This window comes from Nonomuraea sp. NPDC004186 (assembly GCF_053603495.1).
This window is the reverse complement of the sequence record NZ_JBSGFQ010000010.1, coordinates 58,297-77,194: the sequence shown is the minus strand read 5'-3', so window position 1 is coordinate 77,194 and position 18,898 is coordinate 58,297. Positions and strand designations below refer to the sequence as shown.

Here is an 18,898-nt window from a genome sequence, read left to right as displayed (position 1 = left end):
AACCCGGAAAGATCTACCTAACGGGCGTCGATGACCATGCCGGCGCCGACGGTGCCGTTCGTGGCCTCGTCAACCAGGATGAAGCCGCCGGTGAGCCTGTTACGCGCGTAGTCGTCCACGAACAGCGGCTGGGTGATCCGCAGCGACACCCGCCCGATCTCGTTGAGGCCGAGGGAGGCCGCCTCCTCGTCGCGGTGCAGGGTGTTGACGTCGAGCCGGTAGTGCAGGTCGCGCACCATGGCACGGGCCGTACGGGTGGTGTGCTTGATCGTCAGCTTGGAGCGCGGCGTCAGCTTGAGCCCGTCGGCCATCCAGCAGATCATCGCCTCCAGCTCCTGCGCCACCTGCGGCTGGTTGTTGGGCCGGGCGATCATGTCGCCGCGCGAGATGTCGAGGTCGTCCTCGAAGCGCAGCGTCACCGACATGGGCGGGAACGCCTCCTCCACCGGCCCGTCGAAGGTGTCGATCGAGGCGATGCGGGTCGTGAGGCCCGAGGGCAGGTGCACCACCTCGTCGCCGGGCTTCAGCACGCCGCCCGCGACCTGGCCCGCGTAGCCGCGGTAGTCGTGGAAGGCCTGCTCGGTGGCCCGCTGCGGGCGGATCACGTACTGAACGGGGAAGCGCACGTCGACCAGGTTGCGGTCGGAGGCGATGTGGACGTTCTCCAGGTGGTGCAGCAGCGACGTGCCGAGGTACCACGGCATGTTCTCGGAGCGCGAGACCACGTTGTCGCCGTTGAGCGCGGAGATCGGGATGAAGGTGAGGTCGGCGACGTTCAGCTTGGACGCGAACGCCGTGAACTCCTCCTTGATCTCGTCGAACCGCTCCTGCGAGTAGCCCACCAGGTCCATCTTGTTGACGGCCAGCACCAGGTGGGGCACCCGCAGCAGCGTGGTCAGGAACGCGTGCCGCCGCGACTGCTCCAGCACGCCCTTGCGGGCGTCGATGAGGATGATCGCCAGGTCGGCCGTGGAGGCGCCGGTGACCATGTTCCGGGTGTACTGGATGTGGCCGGGCGTGTCGGCGATGATGAACTTCCGCCGGGGCGTCGCGAAGTAGCGGTACGCCACGTCGATCGTGATGCCCTGCTCCCGCTCGGCCCGCAGGCCGTCGGTCAGCAGCGACAGATCGGTGTATTCGGTGCCCCGGTCGCGCGAGGTGCGCTCGACCGCCTCCAGCTGGTCCTCGAAGATCGCCTTGGAGTCGAAGAGCAACCGTCCGATGAGGGTGGACTTACCGTCATCGACACTTCCCGCTGTGGCAAAGCGAAGAATGTCCATTAGAAGTAGCCTTCCCTCTTCCTGTCCTCCATCGCGGCCTCCGACGCGCGGTCGTCGGCCCTGGTGGCCCCGCGCTCGGTGATCCGGGTGGCCGCGATCTCCTCGATGATCTCCTCGACCGTGGCGGCCGTGGACTGCACGGCGCCCGTGCACGTCATGTCGCCCACGGTGCGGTAGCGCACCACGGCCTCGAACAGCGGCTCGTCGTCACCCCGCTGCACGACCTCGGAGTCGGGCAGCAGCATGCCGTCGCGCTCGAACACCTTGCGGGTGTGGGCGAAGTAGATGGAGGGGATCTCGATGCCCTCGCGCCTGATGTAGTCCCAGACGTCGAGCTCGGTCCAGTTGGACAGCGGGAAGACGCGGATGTGCTCGCCCTTGCGGATGCGCGAGTTGTAGAGGTTCCACAGCTCGGGGCGCTGGTTCTTCGGGTCCCACTGGCCGAAGTCGTCGCGGAAGGAGAAGACCCGCTCCTTGGCGCGGGCCTTCTCCTCGTCGCGGCGAGCGCCGCCGAAGACCGCGTCGAACTCGTGCTCCTCGATCCCGTCGAGCAGCGTGGTGGTCTGCAGCCGGTTGCGCGAGGCGCGCCGCCCGGTCTCCTCGACCACGCGGCCGGCGTCGATGGAGTCCTGCACGCTGGCCACGATCAGCCGCGCGCCGAGCTCGGTGGAGCGGCGGTCGCGGAAGTCGATGACCTCGTCGAAGTTGTGGCCCGTGTCGACGTGCATGAGCGGGAACGGGATGGCCGCGGGCCAGAACGCCTTCTCCGCGATGCGGAGCATGACGATCGAGTCCTTGCCTCCGGAGAAGAGCAGACAGGGACGCTCGAACTCGGCCGCAACCTCGCGCATGATGTGAATGGCTTCGGCTTCGAGCACGTCGAGCTGCGACGTCGTGTAGTCGCGCTGGAGCATGGGAGCTTCCTCCGGCGGTTTTAGCGGTGCAGGTCCCGAATCCCGCTGAGCAGCGATGTCGCTAGCTCAGGTAGGGAAACCAGGATATCCGGTAGTGACGGGTCGGCTTGGTTGTAGGTCAGCTCGGAGCCGTCGATCCGGCTCGCGTGGGCCCCGGCGGCCTGGGCGACGGCGACCGGCGCGGCGGAATCCCACTCGTACTGGCCCCCGGCGTGTACGTACGCCTCGACCTCGCCGGTGAGCACCGCCGAGATCTTCGCCCCGGCGGACCCGATGGGGACCAGGTCGGCTCCGAGGAGGTAGGCCAGCTTCTGCACGAACTCCGGCGGGCGCGTGCGGCTCACCGCGATGCGGAACCGCCCCCCGTCGAAGGAGCGCGACCCGGGCGGCTCCGCGGTGGTCAGCGTGCGGCCCTGGGCGGGCAGCGCCACGGCGCCCGCGGTCAGCCTGCCGCCCTCCCACAGCGCCACGTGCACGGCCCAGTCGGACCGCCCCTCCTCGGCGAACTCGCGCGTGCCGTCGAGCGGGTCCACGATCCACACCCGGGACGCGCTGAGCCGGCGCGGGTCGAGCCGCTCCTCGCGGGTGGCCTCCTCCGACAGCACACTGTCACTGGGACGGAGCCTGGCCAGCGACTCCATGAGGAAGACGTGGGAGGCCCGGTCGCCCTCCGCGCGCAGGGCGGAGGAGTCGCCGAACCCGGTGCGCTCGCGAATGCGCAGCAGCCGCTCGCCCGCCTCGGTGGCCAGATCAGCGGCGAGTGCGTGGTCGTCGCGAATCGTCATCAATAAGCTCCTTGCCCGCGGGCGACGGCCGACCAAGTCTTCCACAGGATCTGGAGGTCGAGCGTGAGGGACCAGTTCTCCACGTAACGCAGATCGAGGCGGACGGATTCCTCCCACGATAGGTCAGATCTACCACTGACCTGCCACAGGCCCGTCATCCCGGGGCGTACGAGGAGCCGTCTGCGCACGTCGTCGCCGTAGCGCGCCACCTCCTCCGGCAGGGGCGGCCGGGGGCCGACGAGCGACATGTGGCCGCGTACGACGTTGATGAGCTGTGGCAGCTCGTCCAGCGAGGTGCGGCGCATCCGCGTGCCCAGCGGCGTGACCCGGGGATCGTTCCTGATCTTGAAGAGCACGCCGTCGCGGTCGCTGACCAAGGTGATCTTCTGCTGCTCGGAGCCGCGCCGCATGGTGCGGAACTTCAGGATCGTGAACAGTCTCCCGTCCCTGCCGACCCTGGTCTGCCTGAACAGCGCGGGCCCCGGACTCGTCACGCGTACGGCCACCGCCAGTCCCACCAGCAGCGGCGCGAGCAGCACCAGCAGCGCGGTGGCGACCAGCCGGTCGAAGATGTTCTTGACCAGTTTCCTGGCCCCGCCCAGCTCGGGGTGCTCCACGTGCAGGAGCGGCAGCCCGGCGGCCGGCCTGATCATGGTGCGCGGGCCCGCCACGTCCATCAGCGCCGGGGCGACCACCAGATCGGTGTGGGTGCGCTCCAGCCGCCAGGCCAGCCGCCGCAGCGCCTGCCCGTCCATCTCGGGACAGGCCAGCACGGCCACGGTGTCGGCGCGGAACTGGTCGACCACGATCGGCACGTCGCTGAGGTCGCCGGCGACCGGCACCTCGCCCACGAAGTCGCCCGGCACGCCCCCCGGCAGGCAGGCGGCCACGACGTCCATGCCGTGGTAGCGCTCCTTCCGGAACAGCCGCACCAGCTCCTCGACGGACGTCTCGTGCCCGACGGCGACCACCTTGCGCATGCACTCCCCCGCCGCCCTGCGCCGGTGCAGGGAGCGGCGCAGGGCGTACCTGAGGAGCAGCGTGAGCAACGTCACCAGCGGCAGCGCGAGCACGACGTAGCCCCGGGCGACGTCGGTCTTGGTCAGGTAGGAGCCGATGGCGGTGCCCGCGGTCAGCGCGACGCCCGACTGCACGACCCGGCGGAACTCCTCGGAGCCGACGCCGAGCATGCGCGGCTCGTACGCGCGGTTGAGCGCCACCGCGAACGCCCACACCACCGGCAGGGCCAGGCTGACCAGCAGGTACGGCAGCACGTACGGCGTGAGCTCGCCGAAGCGAACGTAGAAGGCGAGCCCGGACCCCACCCAGGCCCCGCAGAGGTCGCCCAGCACCGCGCGGAAGCGGTAGGAGCGGACCCAGGTGGGCGTGCGCGGGCTGACTCGCCAGGAGGCCACATGGCCCGGTCCGACGACGGCCATGAAGCCCTCACCCCGCACGCATGCCTCCAGGTGACCATTCCTGAACGGACAGTCACAGATGGTAGCTGCGGGAGAGGCAGGGAACCGGCGAACGGACCTATGTGGCGATCAGCGTGGAGGGCCCGAAATATGCAGATCAGACCGGTGGAAGTCGTTCTGGGTGACTTCGAGGCCGCGGGACATCAGCGACTCCACGACGTCGGCCGCCCGGTCCACGAGGAAGGGCAGGTCCTTGCGCTCCATGGTGGCGAAGTCCCGCAGCACGAAGGAGGCCGCGTCCATGCGCCCGGGCGGGCGCCCGATGCCGAAGCGGACCCGCAGGTAGTCGCGGGTGCCGAGGACCTTGGTGATCGACTTGAGGCCGTTGTGGCCGTTGTCGCCGCCGCCGAGCTTGGCCCTGAGCGCGCCGTAGGGCACGTCGAGCTCGTCGTGGACGACGATCAGCCGCTCCGGGCCGATCTTGTAGAAGTCGGAGAGCGCCTTGACGGGCCCGCCGGAGAGGTTCATGTAGGTGAGGGGCTTGGCCAGGATCGCGGTGCTGGTCTCGCACACCTCAGCCCTGCTCTTGTGCGCCTTGAACCGCCCGCCGGCCCTGGCGGCGAGCTCGTCGAGCACCATGAAGCCCGCGTTGTGCCTGTTGCCCGCGTATTCGGGCCCGGGATTGCCCAGGCCGGCGATCAGCCAGCGATCCATCTGCACCCCTAACAGCGGAACGGGGCGGCTCGAGTCCGGCCGCCCCGTTCACGAATCGGACCGTTACTCGGCGGAAGCCTCTGCGGTCTCGCCCTCGGCGACCACACCCTCGGCGGCCTCCTCGGCCTCCTCCGGCGCCTCGACCGGCTTGGCGATCACCTGGAGCACGACAGACTCGGGGTCGGCGGCCAGCGTGGCGCCCTTCGGCAGCGCGAGCTGCGCGGCCGTGATGGCGGTGCCGACCTCCAGGCCCTCGACGTCGACCTCGACGCCGGTCGGGATGTGGGTGGCCTCGGCCTCGACGGCGACGGCGACGAGCTGCAGGTCGAGCAGGCCGTCGGTGTGGACGTCGCCGACCGTGTTGACCGGGATCTCGACCGTGACCTTCTCGCCGCGCTTGACCAGCAGCAGGTCGACGTGCTCGACGAAGCCCTTGATCGGGTCGCGCTGCACGCCCTTGGGCAGGGCCAGCTCGTCGACGCCCTCACCCTTGAGGTGGATCAGCACGTTGGGCGTGCGGAGCGCGAGGAGCACCTCGTGGCCGGGCAGGGTCAGGTGCTTGGGGTCGATGCCGTGCCCGTAGAGAACCGCGGGCACCTTGTCGGCGCGGCGGATCTTGCGAGCGGCGCCCTTGCCGAACTCGTTGCGCGGCTCGGCGGCGATACGTACTTCGGACATGACATCTCCTAGGGATGCTTGGAGTCTGGTGGGTGTCGGCGCTCTCCCTCACCCGCCCTAGCGGAAGGCGTTACGAGCGCAACCGGGCCAGTCTACAGCGCTGTCTGCCGAGCTCCGCTCGGAAGGCTGTGATGGATGTCCTCACTTCGCTGCGGATCCATCACAGCTCAGGTGTCACCCTCGAACAAGCTCGTGACCGAGCCGTCCTGGAAGACCTCGGTGATCGCGCGGCCGATGAGCGGCGCGATCGACAGCACCGTCAGCTTGTCGAACCTGTTGGCCTCCGCCAGCGGCAGCGTGTTGGTGACGATGACCTCGGAGATCCGGGAGTTCTTCAGCCGGTCGACGGCCGGGTCGGAGAAGACCGCGTGGGTGGCGGCGGTGATCACGTTGGTGGCGCCCTGCTCGTAGAGGGCGTCGGCGGCCTTGCAGATGGTGCCCGCGGTGTCGATCATGTCGTCGATCAGCACGCAGGTGCGGCCGCGGACCCGTCCGACGACCTCGCTGACCTTCACCTGGTTGGCCACGTCGAGGTCACGGCGCTTGTGGATGAACGCCAGCGGCGTTCCGAGCGTGTCGGCCCAGCGCTCCGACAGCCGGACGCGGCCGGTGTCGGGCGAGACGACGGTGGTGTTCTCCAGGTCGAGCTTGTTCTTGAGGTAGCTCTCCAGCACCGGCATCGCGAACAGGTGGTCGACCGGGCCGTCGAAGAAGCCCTGGATCTGCGAGGTGTGCAGGTCGATCGACATGAGCCGGTCGGCGCCCGCGGTCTTGAACATGTCGGCCATCAGCCGGGCCGTGATGGGCTCGCGGCCCCGGCCCTTCTTGTCCTGGCGGGCATAGCCGAAGAACGGCATGACCACGGTGATGCGCTTGGCGGAGGCCCGCTTCAGCGCGTCGACCATGATCAGCTGTTCCATGATCCACTTGTTGATGGGCGCGGTGTGGCTCTGGATGACGAACGCGTCGCAGCCGCGTACGGACTCCAGATAGCGCGCGTAGATCTCGCCGTTGGCGAAGTCGATCAGCTTGGTGGGGGTGAGGGAGACGCCGACGTGATGAGCCACCTCGTCGGCGAGCTCGGGGTAGGCCCGGCCCGAGAAGAGCATGAGGTTCTTCTCGCCCGGCTGTTTGATACTGCTCATGAGACCTCCTTCGTCGGTCTCATGACCGTGCTGCTGTGCTTACTGATGACCTCAACAAGCTCGGTCATTTGCCACTCTCCTGCTGCTCTTGCTCGGCCAGCGCCCGCTGGGCGGCCGCGGCCGACTTCGTGCCCGCGCGCCTGCGCAAGACCCATTTCTCGATGTTGCGCTGCCGCGCACGCGCCACGCCGATGGCGCCGGGAGGCACGTCGTCGACGATCACCGAGCCCGCCGCCGTGTAGGCGCCGTCATTGACCGTCACCGGGGCGACGAGCATGGTGTCGCAGCCGACGAACACCCCGTCGCGAATGGTCGTCTGGTGCTTGTTGACCCCGTCGTAGTTGACGAAGACGGTGGAGGCGCCGATGTTGACGTCGTCGCCGATCGTGGCGTCCCCCGCGTAGGACAGGTGCGGCACCTTGGAGCGCTCGCCGACCTTGGTGTTCTTCATCTCGACGAACGTGCCGGCCTTGGACTTGCGGCCGAGCACCGTACCGGGGCGGAGGTAGGCGTAGGGGCCGACGCTGACCTCGGGGCCGATGTCGGCGCTGTCGCAGACGGCGTTGCGGACGACGGCGCCTTCGCCGACGCGGGTGTCGGTCAGCGTGGTGGCGGGGCCGACCTCGGCGCCGGTCTCGATCACGGTGTCGCCGTGGAGCTGGGTGCCGGGGTGGATGACCGTGTCGGGCGCGATCCGCACGCCGACGTCGATCCAGGTGCTGCCGGGGTCGATGATCGTCACCCCGGCGCGCATGTGGTCCTCGAGCAGGCGCAGGTTGAGCACCTTGCGGGCGGCGGCGAGCTGCACGCGGTCGTTGACGCCCTCGACCTCGACGAAGTCGCCCGCGACGCAGGCGCCGACCCGGTGGCCGTCGCCGCGCAGGATGGCCAGGACGTCGGTGAGGTATTCCTCACCCTGGGCGTTGTCGGTGGACACGCGCTTGACGGCGTCGGCGAGCAGCGAGCCGTCGAAGGCGTAGATGCCGGAGTTCATCTCCTTGATCGCGCGCTGCTCCGGGCTGGCGTCCTTCTCCTCGACGATCTCCAGCACGGCGCCGCTCTCGTCGCGGATGATCCGCCCGTAGCCGGTCGGATCGGGCACGTTGGCCGTCAGCACGGTGACCGCATTGCCTTCGGCCTCGTGCCGTTCGAGCAGCTCGGCGAGGGTTCGCGGGCGCATGAGCGGCACGTCCCCGTACGTGACCAGCACGGTGCCGGAGATCACGCCGACCTCTTCGAGCACGGTGCGGACCGCGTGGCCGGTGCCACGCTGCTCATGCTGGACGACGGCGCGCGCGTCGGGGCTGGTGGCGGCCAGGTGGCCGCCGACCTGCTCCAGCGCGTGGCCGATGACGACGATCAGCTGTTGCGGATCGAGGTCGCGGGCGGCTGCGAGCATGTGGTTGACCAGCGAACGGCCACATAGCTCATGCAGGACCTTGGGGGTCTGACTCTTCATCCGGGTACCCTCGCCCGCGGCGAGGACGATGACGGCTGCCGGGCGCGGCACACTCACGGACTGAGGCTCCCTGTGACTGGACGGATCAGGGCATTTGGTACGTCTACCGCACCGCTACCCTCCCGACACCGTGAGGATACCTGGACGCACCCCGAACATTCTCGCCGGGGGAGCAGGTCACAGCTCCCGGAAGAGGACTCGAACCCCTACAAAGTGGACCAAAACCACTTGTCCTGCCGATTAGACGATCCGGGACAGATCGGACACGTGGCGTCCGACACATCCCTACGATACCGATCCCGAACCCCGGCGCGCGCCCGTAATTGCGTCCCACACCCGGCTCGGGCGCGAAGTCCCAGGTAACGGCAGGTACGCGGCACGCCGACGGTATAACAGACCGCCCTAAAAGGCGCAAGGCGCGAACCCCACCCACCTTGTTCTGCAGAGCGTCACGTTCCCCCCATTAACGGCTTAGGGCTTCCTTACTTACGCTAGCGTAGGTTACGGTTGCGTAGTCCGGACATACATCCTCATACATGCCGTTGGAGGTCGTCCATGACCGTTGTCGCCGAGCGTTCAGCCCCGACACCGAAGCCCGAATTCGAACCCGAGCCCAGATCCAAGGCAGAACTGGTCACCTTCACGCTCGTCGTCGGGCTGCCGCTGATCGCGATCGCGGCCGCGGTGCCGTTCGCGTGGGGATGGGGACTCGGCTGGTCGGACATCGTCATCTCCTTCGTCTTCTACGTGATCTCCGGGCTCGGCGTGACCGTGGGGCTGCACCGCTACTTCACCCACGGCTCGTTCAAGGCCAAGCGGCCGCTGAAGATCGCGCTGGGCATCGCGGGCAGCCTGTCGCTGGAGATGTCCGTGCTCGACTGGGTGGCCACGCACCGCAAGCACCACAAGTTCTCCGACAAGGAGGGCGACCCGCACTCGCCGTGGCGGTTCGGCCCCGGCTTCAAGTCCCTGTCCAAGGGCCTCCTGTACGCCCACATGGGCTGGCTGTTCGAGAGCGAGCGGACCAACCGCGAGAAGTACGCTCCCGACCTCGTCAAGGACCCCGACGTCATGAAGCTGCACAAGTGGTTCGGCACGATCGCCCTCACCTCCATCGTGCTCCCCGGCGTGATCGGCGGGCTCGTCACCTGGTCCTGGCAGGGCGCGCTGACCGCGCTGTTCTGGGGCTCGCTCATCCGCATCGGCCTGCTGCACCACGTGACCTGGTCGATCAACTCCATCTGCCACGTCTTCGGCGAGGAGGAGTTCCAGGTACGCGACAAGTCGCGCAACGTCTGGTGGCTGGCCATCCCGTCCTTCGGCGAGTCCTGGCACAACCTGCACCACTCCGACCCGACCTGCGCCCGGCACGGTGCGCTCAAGGGCCAGATCGACCTGAGCGCCGGGTCCATCCGGATCTTCGAGAAGCTGGGCTGGGCGTACGACGTCCGCTGGCCTACCCCCGAACGCCTGGCGGCGAAGCGCATTGCCTGACGTAGATCAGCCGGTGAACGGCCGCGCACCCGTGGCCGTCATTATGGAGACCGTGACCGAACCCCGATCTCGCAGGCGCATGTCCGGTAGCGAGCGCAGAGAGCAGCTGATCAGCATCAGCCGCACCCTCTTCGCGGAGAAGGGGTTCGACGGGACCTCTATCGAGGAGATCGCCGCTACCGCACAGGTGTCGAAACCCGTGGTCTACGAGCACTTCGGCGGCAAGGAAGGCGTCTACGCGGTCGTCGTGGACCGCGAGATGCAGAAGCTCCTCACCATGATCACCGAGGCGCTGGCCGCGTCCCATTCACTGATCAAACTGGAGCGGGCCGCGCTGGCGCTGCTCCAGTACATCGAGGAGAGCAGCGAGGGCTTCCGCATCCTGGTGCGCGACTCCCACGCCGCCTCGGGCACCGGCACGTTCGCGAGCCTGATCAGCGAGATCGCCAGCCAGGTCGAGGACGTCCTCGCCGACGAGTTCGCGGCCCGCGGCTACGACCCCAAGCTCGCGCCGATGTACGCCCAGATGCTGGTCGGCATGGTCGCGCTGACCGGGCAGTGGTGGCTCGACGTACGCAAGCCGGGTCGCGAGGAGGTCGCCGCCCACCTCGTCAACCTGGCCTGGAACGGCCTGACCGGGCTCAACCCCGACCCGGCGATCACCGCGGCGACCCGCGACCAGCCCGTCTCCGTCCCCGCCCCGGCCCCCGTCCCCGCCAAGCCGCGCACGAGCGAGAAGGAGCTGCGCGAGCTGGAGAAGGCGCGGGACAAGGAGCTCAGGGAGGCCGAGAAGGCACGGGTGCGGGAGTTCAAGGAGGCGGAGAAGGCGCGGGTCCGGGACCTCAAGGAGCGGGAACGGCTGCTCAAGGAGGCCGAGAAGGAGCGCGAGCGGGTGCTGAAGGAGGCGGAGAAGGCGCGGGAGCGCGAGGAGAAGATCCGCCAGCGCGAGGCCCGCCTCGCCGAACGCACCGCCCGCCTCGAACAGGCGGACCACCAGGAGTAATCCGCCGTCAGGACCCCGGTCCGGAAGGCGTCGGCGGGAGGGGCGGATGCGGGAAGACGGTCCGGCGGTGGGCTTGAACAGGGGGGATGTCTTGAGTGACGATTGGGTAGAGCGTGGTTGACTTTCCGGGATAAGCCGTTGCGACCACGTTAACGTTCTGTTCAACCAAACGGGGCAATATAGGCCATATGTCCGCGGAACCGTTCCAACCCGCCAACGACCTGCCCCTGCCTCAGGAGCGGTTTCTCAATCGCGAAGAGAGCTGGCTCCAGTTCAACGAGCGCGTGCTCGATCTGGCCGAAGATCCATCGACCCCCCTCCTGGAGCGGGTGCGCTTCCTGGCGATCTTCGCCAGCAACCTCGACGAGTTCTTCCGCGTACGGGTCGCGGGCCTGAAACGGCGCATGGCCACGGGCCTGCTGCTGCGTACCAAGAGCGGGCTGAAGCCGCGCGAGGAGCTGGCCAGGATCGCCACGATCGCGGACGATCTGGCCATCCGGCACGCCGCGGCCTTCCACCACCACATCTCCCCTCAGCTGGCCGCCGAGGGCATCGAGATCGTCCGGTGGGACGAGCTGGGCCGCGAGGAGCGTACGGAGCTGCGCAAGCTGTTCAGGGAGCGGATCAGGCCCGTGCTGACGCCGCTGGCCGTGGACCCCGCGCACCCCTTCCCCTACATCTCCGGGCTCAGCCTGAACCTCGCGGTCCTGGTGCGGAATCCGGCCACCGATCACACGGTGTTCGCGAGGGTCAAGGTGCCGTCGCAGTTGCCGCGGTTCGTGCAAGCCTCGAAGGACCGGTTCGTCCCTCTTGAGGATGTCATCGCGGCCCATCTGGGGCAGCTCTTCAAGGGCATGGAGATCCTCCAGCACCACGTCTTCCGCGTCACCAGGAACGAGGATCTCGACGTCGACGAGGACGTCACCGAGAACCTCATGCAGGCTCTGGAGAAGGAGCTGCTCAAGCGGCGGTTCGGCCCGCCCGTGCGGCTCGAGGTCGAGGACACGATCACCCCGGAGGTGCTGGCGCCGCTGATCGAGGAGCTGGAGCTGGCGCCGCACGAGATCTACCGGCTGCAGGGGCCGCTCGACCTGTCGGGCCTGCACGCCATCGCCGACCTGGACCGGGGCGAGCTGAGCTACCGGCCGTTCGTGCCCGCCGAGGTGATCAGCGCCGAGGACGACCTCTTCTCGATCCTGCGCGAGCGCGACGTGCTGCTGCACCACCCGTACGACTCGTTCGCCACCAGCGTGCAGCGCTTCATCGAGGTGGCCGCGGCCGACCCCAGGGTCCTGGCGATCAAGCAGACTCTCTACCGCACCAGCGGCGAGTCCCCCATCGTGGACGCGCTGATCGACGCGGCCGAGGCGGGCAAGCAGGTCGTCGTGGTCGTGGAGATCAAGGCCCGCTTCGACGAGCACGCCAACATCTCCTGGGCGCGCAAGCTGGAGCGGGCCGGCTGCCACGTCGTCTACGGCGTGGTCGGGCTGAAGACCCACTGCAAGCTCGCGCTCGTGGTCCGCCAGGAGCCCTCGGGCGAGCTGCGCCGCTACTGCCACATCGGCACCGGCAACTACAACCCCAAGACCGCCCGGCAGTACGAGGACTTCGGCCTGCTCACGGCCGACCCGCTGGTCGGCGAGGACGTGACGGACCTGTTCATCCACCTGACCGGCTACTCCAACCACTCCGCCTACCGGCGGCTGCTGGTCGCGCCCCACTCGATGCGCAGCGGGCTGCTGGCCAGGATCGAGCGGGAGATCGCCCACCAGGAGGCGGGGCGCCCGGCACGGATCAGGATCAAGACGAACTCCCTGGTGGACGAGCCGATCATCGACGCCCTGTACCGGGCGTCCAGGGCGGGCGTCCCGGTGGACCTGTGGGTGCGGGGCATCTGCAGCCTCCGCCCAGGCATTCCAGATTTGTCCGAAAATATCCGCGTAAGGTCTGTCTTGGGGCGCTTCCTTGAGCACTCCCGGGTGTACGAGTTCGGCCTGGGCCGCCGGCCCGAGATCTGGATCGGCAGCGCCGACCTCATGCGCAGGAACCTCGACCGCCGCGTCGAGGCCCTGGTCAAGGTGACCTCGCCGCAGCACAAGGCCTACCTCATCGAGCTGATGGACCTGGCCATGGCCGAGACCACGAACGCGTGGGTGCTGCACTCCGACGGCACGTGGGCCCGCCACCCGGGCGAGGACCCGCAGAGCCATCTCATCAGCACGCGCCGCTGGAGGACCGTTGATGACTGACCTGCTCCGCGCCGCCGGAGCCGTGGTCTGGAGGGGCGAGGAGAGCCGCCCCGAGGTCGCCGTCATCCACCGTCCCAACTACGACGACTGGACCTTCCCCAAGGGCAAGCTGAAGTCCGGCGAGCACGTGATCGCCGCCGCCCTGCGCGAGGTGCTGGAGGAGACCGGGCTGACCGTGCTGCTCGGCCGCGCGCTGCCACCGGTCCACTACCTCAGCTCCGGGCGGCTCAAGCGGGTCGACTACTGGACGGCGCGGGTGGCCGCCGACGACGGGTTCTCCCCCGATGACGAGGTGGACGAACTGCGCTGGCTGCCGTTAGAGGACGCCAGGCGGCTGCTGACGTACGAATGGGATGTGGGGCTGCTGCGCGCGCTGAAGGCCGCGCCGCTCGAGACCGTGCCCCTCGTCCTCGTACGGCACGGCTCGGCCGGCTCCAGGAACGAGTGGCAGGGCGACGACGAGCTGCGCCCGCTCGACACCGACGGCCGGTCGCAGGCGGCGCACCTGGCCACCGCGCTGCCCGCCTACCGGCCCGAGCTGCTGATCAGCTCCCCCAGTGCCCGATGCGTCCAGACGCTGGAGCCGTACGGGGCCGAACTCAAGCTGGAGCCCCTCCTCAGCGAGGAGGGGCAGGACCCGCAGAAGACCCCCGCCATGGTCAGGGAGATCACCGTGCCCGCGGCCGTGTGCAGCCACCGCAAGGTGCTCCCCGACCTGATCAGGACGTTGAGCGGAAAGGACCTGCACCTGCGCAAGGGCGCGTTCGCCGTGCTGCAGCGGGCGGGCGGGCACGTCGTCAGCGTCGAGCGCTACGCGGCCTGACCGAGCGCCTGGCGGCCGCGCCGCTCACCAGGTGACCTCCAGCTTCGCGAAGCCGTCGGCGATCCTCCCCTCGCTGCGTGGCAGCTCCTCGACGGGTACGGCCGTCCGCAGGGTGGGGAAGCGCTGGAACAGCCTGCCGAACACCGCCACCAGCTCGACCCTGGCCAGGCTGGCGCCGATGCAGAAGCGCGGGCCGTACCCGAAGCTCAGATGCGGGTCGGACGGCGGACGGCGGATGTCGAACACATCCGGATCCGGATAGATCCGCTCATCCCGGTTGGCCGCACCCGGGGTGAGCACCACGGCCTCGCCCCGGCGGATCGTGTGGCCGCCGATCTCGATGTCCTCGTGGGCGTACCTGGGCAGGCCGTGCAGGCTCGGCGTGGCCATCCGCAGGATCTCCTCGACCGCGCCGGGCGCCAGCCCCGGGTCGGCGATGAGCAGGTCGCGCTGAGCGGGGTTGGCGAGCAGGAGCAGCACGCCGAAGTCGATGCGGTTGACCGTGGTCTCGTGGCCGGCGAACAGCAGCCCGCCGGCGAGCTCGGCGATCTTCCCGTCGTCGTCCAGCTCGTTCGCCAGGTCGGACAGCACGTCCTCGGCCGGCTCGCGCCGCTTGCGCTCGATGAGCCCGGCCATGTACGCGCTCAGCTCATCGCGCGCCGCCTGGCCCTTCTCCAGGTCCAGCATGTCGCCCAGGCGGAACGACACGCCCCCGAAGTACTCCCTGTCCTCGTACGGCACCCCGAGAAGCCGGCAGATGACCAGCACGGGCAGCGGGAAGGAGAGCTCGGCATGCAGGTCGACCGGCGGCGTCAGCTTGGCCAGGTGGTCGAGCCGCTCGTCCACGAGCGAGCCGACGTGGTCACTGAGCGCCTTCATCCTGCGGGCCGAGAAGGACGGCATGAACAGCTTGCGCATGCGGTCGTGCTCGGCCTTCTCCGTGGCGATGTCGCCCTGGGGGCCGCCGAGTATGGCCGATCCCGACAGCCTGGCGGCCTTGTCCGGCTCGGGATGCGAGCGCCCGAGCCTGGGGTCGTTGAACAGACTGCGCGCGTCCTCGTAGCCGCTGACCAGCCAGACCTCGTCGCCCGTCTGGGTGCGTACCTTCGCGATGCCCGCTTCGGCCCGCAGGTCGCGGTACGCGGCGGGCACCTCCAGCAGGTTGCCGCGTTCGAAGGGGATGGTGGGAAGGTTCCTCATAGAACCTTCATAACCGCCCCGACCGTCTCTGCCCAGACTCTGGGGAACTCCGCGTACGCCCGCTCGGCCGCGCTGCGCTCGATGCCGATGAGCACTCCGTACGTGAACGTGTCCTCGCCTGCCTGGCGGGCGCTCTCGGCCTCCTTCGCCAGCGTCTCCTGCGCCACCACGCCGTCCTGGTGCGTGCCCAGGATCTCCTGGACGTTCTCGGAGAGTTTGGCCAGCTTGCCCATGTTCGCGCCGAGAGTGGGTTGGAGCGCTTCGGCGGTGTAGCGAGCGCGCTTGGCGGCCTTGCGTACGTCGTGCATGGCTATTTCACGACGTTCCGGGTCTTCTATGGCCTGAGCGGTTTCGTAGGCCTTCGTCACCCGGTTCCAGCCGGCCACCGCGATGGCGCTGAGCTTCTTCTGGGCGGGCTTGGCCGCCGCCTTCTCCAGCTTCGGGACGGAGACGAGCTGATCGAGCGCGTTGAGGAGGGTGTAGTAGCGGTCGCCGCTGAGTGCCTCCTTGATGCGGCCGTACGCCTCCTGCTCGCGTTCGTACAGATCCGTACCGAGTCGGGTCTGGATGGGGCCGTGGACCAGCTCGGGCTCCAGCCCGGCCAGCTCCTTGGCGAACCTGGCCCTGATCACCTCCAGGTCGCGGGCCTCGCCGAGCACGTTGCCGAGCCAGCGCAGCTCGTCCTGCACCTGGGCGGTGTCCGCGATGACGCTCTTGAACGCCTTGAGCGCGCTGCGCATCCTGCGGGCGGCCACGCGCATCTGGTGCACGGCGTCGTCCTCGGCTCTGCGGACCCGCGGATCCTGCGCGAGGAGGGCGTTGACCTGCCCGGCCAGGTACGCGACGACGATCTCGCCCGCCGTGTCCGGCTCGGTGGGGGCTTTGGGGAGCGGGGCGGGTTCGAGCAGTTTGGCGAGTTTGCTGGCGGCCGCCGAGGGTGTCGCGCCGGCCTTCCTGAGGCGCTTGCCGACCTTGGCGAGAACGCCCTGGCGATCGGGGGCGAGCAGCTCGGCCTCGACCTCGCGCCACCGTACGATCGTGGGCTCATCCCCGTACACCGTGCCCTTGACGCGGTCGTCGGCGACCTCGACGAGCTTGACGTCGCCGTCGAGCAGGACGGTGACGCTCCTGCGGGTGTCCAGCTCGGCGACCGGCACGAGCGGGGCACCGCGGGTGTAGGCGCGGACGAGCTCGGCCAGTTCCGCGGGCACGACCTTGGCGCTGCGGGTGAGGGGACGGGTGATCTCCTGCCGTACCCCCTTGGCTTTGGGCAGCTTCAGGTGCCAGCCGGCGTCGTCGCCGCCTCGTCGCCGCCTGAGCGTGACGCCTCGCGCGGCCAGCCGCAGGTCGGCGGTGTCGTAATAGAGAGCCACCAGCTGGTAGCTCTTCGGCCCCACGACCTCGGCCACTCGGCTCAGGTCCGGAATCGCGTAGTCGGGAGGAACGTCAAATTTGTCCTCGATCTCGATGCCCACTACACCTCGCAAGAGTCCGATTTCGGAACATCATGCCACTTTGAGGTGAACATCACACGACCTGCAGGAGCTCGATTCTGTTGCCGACGGGGTCCGAGAGATAGATCCGCCGGTAGCCGGGGAAGAGCAGGTCGGGCTCCATGCCGGGGGCGTACGCGTCGAGGTCGTCCACCAGGAAGGCAGGATGTGCCTTGCGCGCGGGCCTGAAGTCGTCCTCGATGCCGAGGTGGACCTCCACACCCTCGCCCTTGAACCATACCCCACCGCGTTTGGCCAGCTCAGGCGGCTTGGGCACCTCCCGCAGCCCCAGCACACCCTCGTAGAAGCGCCTCAGCTCCGGTTCGCTGCCCCTGGGCGCGGCGAGCTGGACGTGGTGCAGCGCCTGGATCATTTCTGCATCACCACGAAGATCCGCCGGAACGGGAAGGGGGTCCCGTAGCTCCTGGCCGGGTAGACCTCGGCGAGCGACTTGGCGAGGTCCTGCTTGAACCGCCGCTGCTCGGCCGGGTCGAGCCGGTCGAAGACCGGGCGCAGGGCGGTGCCGGAGACCCAGTCGAGCACCGGGTTCTCACCCTGGAGCACGTGCATGTAGGTCGTCTCCCACGCGTCCACCTGCGCGCCGCCGTGGTTGAGCAGGTCCAGATAGTCGATCGGGTCGTCGACAGGGTGCGCCCTGAGGACGCCGTCGAGCCTGTCGGACCAGGCGCGGGAGGCGCACAGCTCGTGGATGGCGACGTGGCTGGGCGCGCCGAAGTTGCCCGGCACCTGGAACGCCAGCCAGCCCCCCGGGGCCAGATCCTCGACCCAGTGCTCCAGTACCTCGCGATGCTCCGGCACCCACTGCAGGACGGCGTTCGAGACGATCACGTCCATCGGCCGGTCGGGACGCCACGTGGCCACGTCCGCCACCGCGAACCGCACCCTGGACCCCAGCCCGCGGGCCTTGGTGATCATCGCGGGCGAGGAGTCGTAGCCCTCCACGGTAGCGCGGGGCCAGCGATTGGCCAGCTCAACGGTGAGTTCACCACTGCCGCAGCCCGCGTCCACGACATAATCGGGGTCGACCGCCCCCACTCTGGAGATCAGCTCGATGAACGGCCGCGACCGCTCGTCGGCGTAGACCGCGTACGTTACCGGGTCCCAAATATCTCTTGACATGAAGATAATTGATATCGAGAGAGATATCTCGATGTCAAGACAGTACACTCTTGTGTCATGACGGAGGATGCTAGAGACGAGGTGGACCGCCTCGTCGCGGCTTGGCGCGCGGAGCGCCCCGACCTCGACGTCGAGCCGCTCCAGGTTCTCTCTAGGGTGTCACGGCTGGCGAAGCATCTCGACCGGGCCAGGCGGGCGGCGTTCGCCGAGCACGACCTGGAGCCCTGGGAGTTCGACGTGCTGACGGCGCTGCGGCGGGCCGGCAAGCCGTACGAGCTCAGCCCCGGCGCCCTGCTGCGGGCCACGCTCGTCACCTCGGGGACGATGACGAACCGCATCGACCGGCTCGCCCAGGCGGGCCTGGTGCGCCGCCGGCCCGACCCCGAGGACCGGCGCGGCGTCCTGGTGTCCTTGACGGACCCGGGCCTCGCCCGCGTGGACGCGGCCTTCGCGGACTTGTTGCGGCGGGAACACGAGCTCCTGTCCGGCCTCGGCTCCGACGATCAGCGCGCTCTCTCAGGCCTCCTCCGCACCCTCCTCGCCCCCTTCGACTCTCCCCAATAGCCCACCAGCTCTACGCCCGGCAGGCATCGGGCCTTTCTCATACGACCCCAACCCGCCCTCCAGCCCGCCCATCGGGCGGGTGTGCTGCGGCGCGTCAGTCACCCAAGCGATCGACCACCCCAGCCGCTTCACCCCGGGCGACGCCAAGCCTCAGCCACCCCAAGCGGTCAGCCACGTCGAGCCCACTCCACCTCGGGTGACGCAAAGCCTCAACCACCCACGCGATCGACCACCCCAAGCGCCTCCACCTCGGGCGACGCAAAGCGACGGTCGCCCAGGCGGTCTGCCGACCCAAGCCGCTCCGCCCCGTGCGACACGAAGCCTCGGCCACCCCAAGCGATCAGTCCTTCGAGTCACTCCACCTCCGGTGACGCAAAACGACGGTCGCCCAAGCGGTCTGCCACCCCACGCCACTCCGCCCCGTGCGACACGAAGCCTCGGCCACCCCAAGCGATCAGTCCTTCGAGTCACTCCACCTCCGGTGACGCAAAACGACGGTCGCCCAAGCGGTCTGCCACCCCACGCCACTCCGCCCCGTG

The 18,898-nt window shown here is 68.8% G+C and carries 17 protein-coding genes and 1 tRNA gene; 5 read left to right on the top strand and 13 right to left on the bottom strand.

Translation table 11 applies throughout. The features are described from left to right. Nucleotides 1-17 precede the first annotated feature (17 nt). The 9 genes from cysN to ACWEPL_RS10940 form a co-directional block, all read right to left on the bottom strand. On the bottom strand, nucleotides 18-1,280 hold the full coding sequence (cysN, locus tag ACWEPL_RS10980; protein ID WP_363970672.1) for a sulfate adenylyltransferase subunit CysN: 1,263 nt from the start codon (nucleotides 1,278-1,280) through the stop codon (nucleotides 18-20). Next, on the bottom strand, nucleotides 1,280-2,194 hold the full coding sequence (gene cysD / locus ACWEPL_RS10975; protein ID WP_350725820.1) for a sulfate adenylyltransferase subunit CysD: 915 nt from the start codon (nucleotides 2,192-2,194) through the stop codon (nucleotides 1,280-1,282). Before cysD ends, cysN begins: the two co-directional genes overlap by 1 nt. Nucleotides 2,195-2,214: 20 nt before the next feature. Further along, entirely contained in the window at nucleotides 2,215-2,979 is a 765-nt protein-coding gene (locus ACWEPL_RS10970) for a 3'(2'),5'-bisphosphate nucleotidase CysQ (protein ID WP_363970670.1), read from the bottom strand. Next, nucleotides 2,979-4,418: a sugar transferase gene (locus tag ACWEPL_RS10965; protein WP_452435936.1), complete on the bottom strand. Its 1,440-nt coding sequence runs from the start codon at nucleotides 4,416-4,418 to the stop codon at nucleotides 2,979-2,981. Before ACWEPL_RS10965 ends, ACWEPL_RS10970 begins: the two co-directional genes overlap by 1 nt. Nucleotides 4,419-4,526: 108 nt before the next feature. Next, complete coding sequence (gene pth / locus ACWEPL_RS10960) at nucleotides 4,527-5,111, bottom strand: aminoacyl-tRNA hydrolase (RefSeq protein ID WP_350725826.1); 585 nt, start codon at nucleotides 5,109-5,111, stop codon at nucleotides 4,527-4,529. A 63-nt stretch (nucleotides 5,112-5,174) separates the two neighbouring features. Beyond that, a complete protein-coding gene (locus ACWEPL_RS10955) occupies nucleotides 5,175-5,789 on the bottom strand; it encodes a 50S ribosomal protein L25/general stress protein Ctc (RefSeq protein WP_452435935.1) in 615 nt (204 codons plus the stop codon). A 167-nt stretch (nucleotides 5,790-5,956) separates the two neighbouring features. Continuing rightward, complete coding sequence (locus ACWEPL_RS10950; RefSeq protein WP_350725830.1) at nucleotides 5,957-6,934, bottom strand: ribose-phosphate diphosphokinase; 978 nt, start codon at nucleotides 6,932-6,934, stop codon at nucleotides 5,957-5,959. A gap of 64 nt (nucleotides 6,935-6,998) precedes the next feature. After that, nucleotides 6,999-8,450 carry a bifunctional UDP-N-acetylglucosamine diphosphorylase/glucosamine-1-phosphate N-acetyltransferase GlmU gene (gene glmU / locus ACWEPL_RS10945; protein WP_452435934.1) on the bottom strand — a complete coding sequence of 484 codons (1,452 nt, stop codon included), beginning with the start codon at nucleotides 8,448-8,450 and terminating at the stop codon, nucleotides 6,999-7,001. A 126-nt stretch (nucleotides 8,451-8,576) separates the two neighbouring features. Then, nucleotides 8,577-8,648: transfer RNA gene (locus tag ACWEPL_RS10940), tRNA-Gln, on the bottom strand. Nucleotides 8,649-8,948: 300 nt separating this feature from the next. Here ACWEPL_RS10940 and ACWEPL_RS10935 point away from each other — a divergent pair. The 4 genes from ACWEPL_RS10935 to ACWEPL_RS10920 all read left to right on the top strand — a co-directional run bounded on the left by ACWEPL_RS10935 (nucleotide 8,949) and on the right by ACWEPL_RS10920 (nucleotide 13,962). After that, entirely contained in the window at nucleotides 8,949-9,887 is a 939-nt protein-coding gene (locus tag ACWEPL_RS10935) for an acyl-CoA desaturase (protein WP_363970661.1), read from the top strand. A gap of 43 nt (nucleotides 9,888-9,930) precedes the next feature. After that, nucleotides 9,931-10,890, top strand: coding sequence for a TetR/AcrR family transcriptional regulator (locus ACWEPL_RS10930; RefSeq protein ID WP_397372103.1), 960 nt, complete (start codon nucleotides 9,931-9,933; stop codon nucleotides 10,888-10,890). Nucleotides 10,891-11,078: 188 nt separating this feature from the next. Then, a complete protein-coding gene (locus ACWEPL_RS10925) occupies nucleotides 11,079-13,139 on the top strand; it encodes an RNA degradosome polyphosphate kinase (protein ID WP_364242436.1) in 2,061 nt (686 codons plus the stop codon). Next, nucleotides 13,132-13,962 (top strand): NUDIX hydrolase, encoded by an 831-nt coding sequence (locus ACWEPL_RS10920; protein ID WP_452435933.1) that lies wholly within the window; start codon nucleotides 13,132-13,134, stop codon nucleotides 13,960-13,962. The genes ACWEPL_RS10925 and ACWEPL_RS10920 overlap by 8 nt, the downstream gene beginning before the upstream one ends. 24 nt (nucleotides 13,963-13,986) lie before the next feature. Here the strand turns inward: ACWEPL_RS10920 and ACWEPL_RS10915 are convergent, their stop codons facing one another. The 4 genes from ACWEPL_RS10915 to ACWEPL_RS10900 are packed head-to-tail and all read right to left on the bottom strand — an operon-like array spanning nucleotide 13,987 to nucleotide 17,795. Then, nucleotides 13,987-15,162 (bottom strand): cytochrome P450, encoded by a 1,176-nt coding sequence (locus tag ACWEPL_RS10915; RefSeq protein WP_363970653.1) that lies wholly within the window; start codon nucleotides 15,160-15,162, stop codon nucleotides 13,987-13,989. After that, a complete protein-coding gene (locus ACWEPL_RS10910) occupies nucleotides 15,159-16,637 on the bottom strand; it encodes a CYTH and CHAD domain-containing protein (RefSeq protein WP_363970651.1) in 1,479 nt (492 codons plus the stop codon). Before ACWEPL_RS10910 ends, ACWEPL_RS10915 begins: the two co-directional genes overlap by 4 nt. A gap of 52 nt (nucleotides 16,638-16,689) precedes the next feature. Then, nucleotides 16,690-17,028 (bottom strand): VOC family protein, encoded by a 339-nt coding sequence (locus tag ACWEPL_RS10905; RefSeq protein WP_350725844.1) that lies wholly within the window; start codon nucleotides 17,026-17,028, stop codon nucleotides 16,690-16,692. Continuing rightward, entirely contained in the window at nucleotides 17,025-17,795 is a 771-nt protein-coding gene (locus ACWEPL_RS10900; protein ID WP_452435932.1) for a trans-aconitate 2-methyltransferase, read from the bottom strand. The genes ACWEPL_RS10905 and ACWEPL_RS10900 overlap by 4 nt, the downstream gene beginning before the upstream one ends. A gap of 57 nt (nucleotides 17,796-17,852) precedes the next feature. On the opposite strand from ACWEPL_RS10900, the gene ACWEPL_RS10895 reads away from it, so the two are divergent. Continuing rightward, nucleotides 17,853-18,359, top strand: coding sequence for a MarR family winged helix-turn-helix transcriptional regulator (locus tag ACWEPL_RS10895; protein WP_363970647.1), 507 nt, complete (start codon nucleotides 17,853-17,855; stop codon nucleotides 18,357-18,359). Nucleotides 18,360-18,898: the final 539 nt, after the last annotated feature.

Excerpts from the sequence above, each read along its gene's own strand:
- cysN (WP_363970672.1), bottom strand. The coding sequence starts at position 1,280 with ATGGACATTCTTCGCTTTGCCACAGCGGGAAGTGTCGATGACGGTAAG.
- cysD (WP_350725820.1), bottom strand. The coding sequence starts at position 2,194 with ATGCTCCAGCGCGACTACACGACGTCGCAGCTCGACGTGCTCGAAGCC.
- ACWEPL_RS10970 (WP_363970670.1), bottom strand. The coding sequence starts at position 2,979 with ATGACGATTCGCGACGACCACGCACTCGCCGCTGATCTGGCCACCGAG.
- ACWEPL_RS10965 (WP_452435936.1), bottom strand. The coding sequence starts at position 4,418 with ATGGCCGTCGTCGGACCGGGCCATGTGGCCTCCTGGCGAGTCAGCCCG.
- pth (WP_350725826.1), bottom strand. The coding sequence starts at position 5,111 with ATGGATCGCTGGCTGATCGCCGGCCTGGGCAATCCCGGGCCCGAATAC.
- ACWEPL_RS10955 (WP_452435935.1), bottom strand. The coding sequence starts at position 5,789 with ATGTCCGAAGTACGTATCGCCGCCGAGCCGCGCAACGAGTTCGGCAAG.
- ACWEPL_RS10950 (WP_350725830.1), bottom strand. The coding sequence starts at position 6,934 with ATGAGCAGTATCAAACAGCCGGGCGAGAAGAACCTCATGCTCTTCTCG.
- ACWEPL_RS10935 (WP_363970661.1), top strand. The coding sequence starts at position 8,949 with ATGACCGTTGTCGCCGAGCGTTCAGCCCCGACACCGAAGCCCGAATTC.
- ACWEPL_RS10930 (WP_397372103.1), top strand. The coding sequence starts at position 9,931 with ATGGAGACCGTGACCGAACCCCGATCTCGCAGGCGCATGTCCGGTAGC.
- ACWEPL_RS10925 (WP_364242436.1), top strand. The coding sequence starts at position 11,079 with ATGTCCGCGGAACCGTTCCAACCCGCCAACGACCTGCCCCTGCCTCAG.
- ACWEPL_RS10920 (WP_452435933.1), top strand. The coding sequence starts at position 13,132 with ATGACTGACCTGCTCCGCGCCGCCGGAGCCGTGGTCTGGAGGGGCGAG.
- ACWEPL_RS10915 (WP_363970653.1), bottom strand. The coding sequence starts at position 15,162 with ATGAGGAACCTTCCCACCATCCCCTTCGAACGCGGCAACCTGCTGGAG.
- ACWEPL_RS10905 (WP_350725844.1), bottom strand. The coding sequence starts at position 17,028 with ATGATCCAGGCGCTGCACCACGTCCAGCTCGCCGCGCCCAGGGGCAGC.
- ACWEPL_RS10900 (WP_452435932.1), bottom strand. The coding sequence starts at position 17,795 with ATGTCAAGAGATATTTGGGACCCGGTAACGTACGCGGTCTACGCCGAC.
- ACWEPL_RS10895 (WP_363970647.1), top strand. The coding sequence starts at position 17,853 with ATGACGGAGGATGCTAGAGACGAGGTGGACCGCCTCGTCGCGGCTTGG.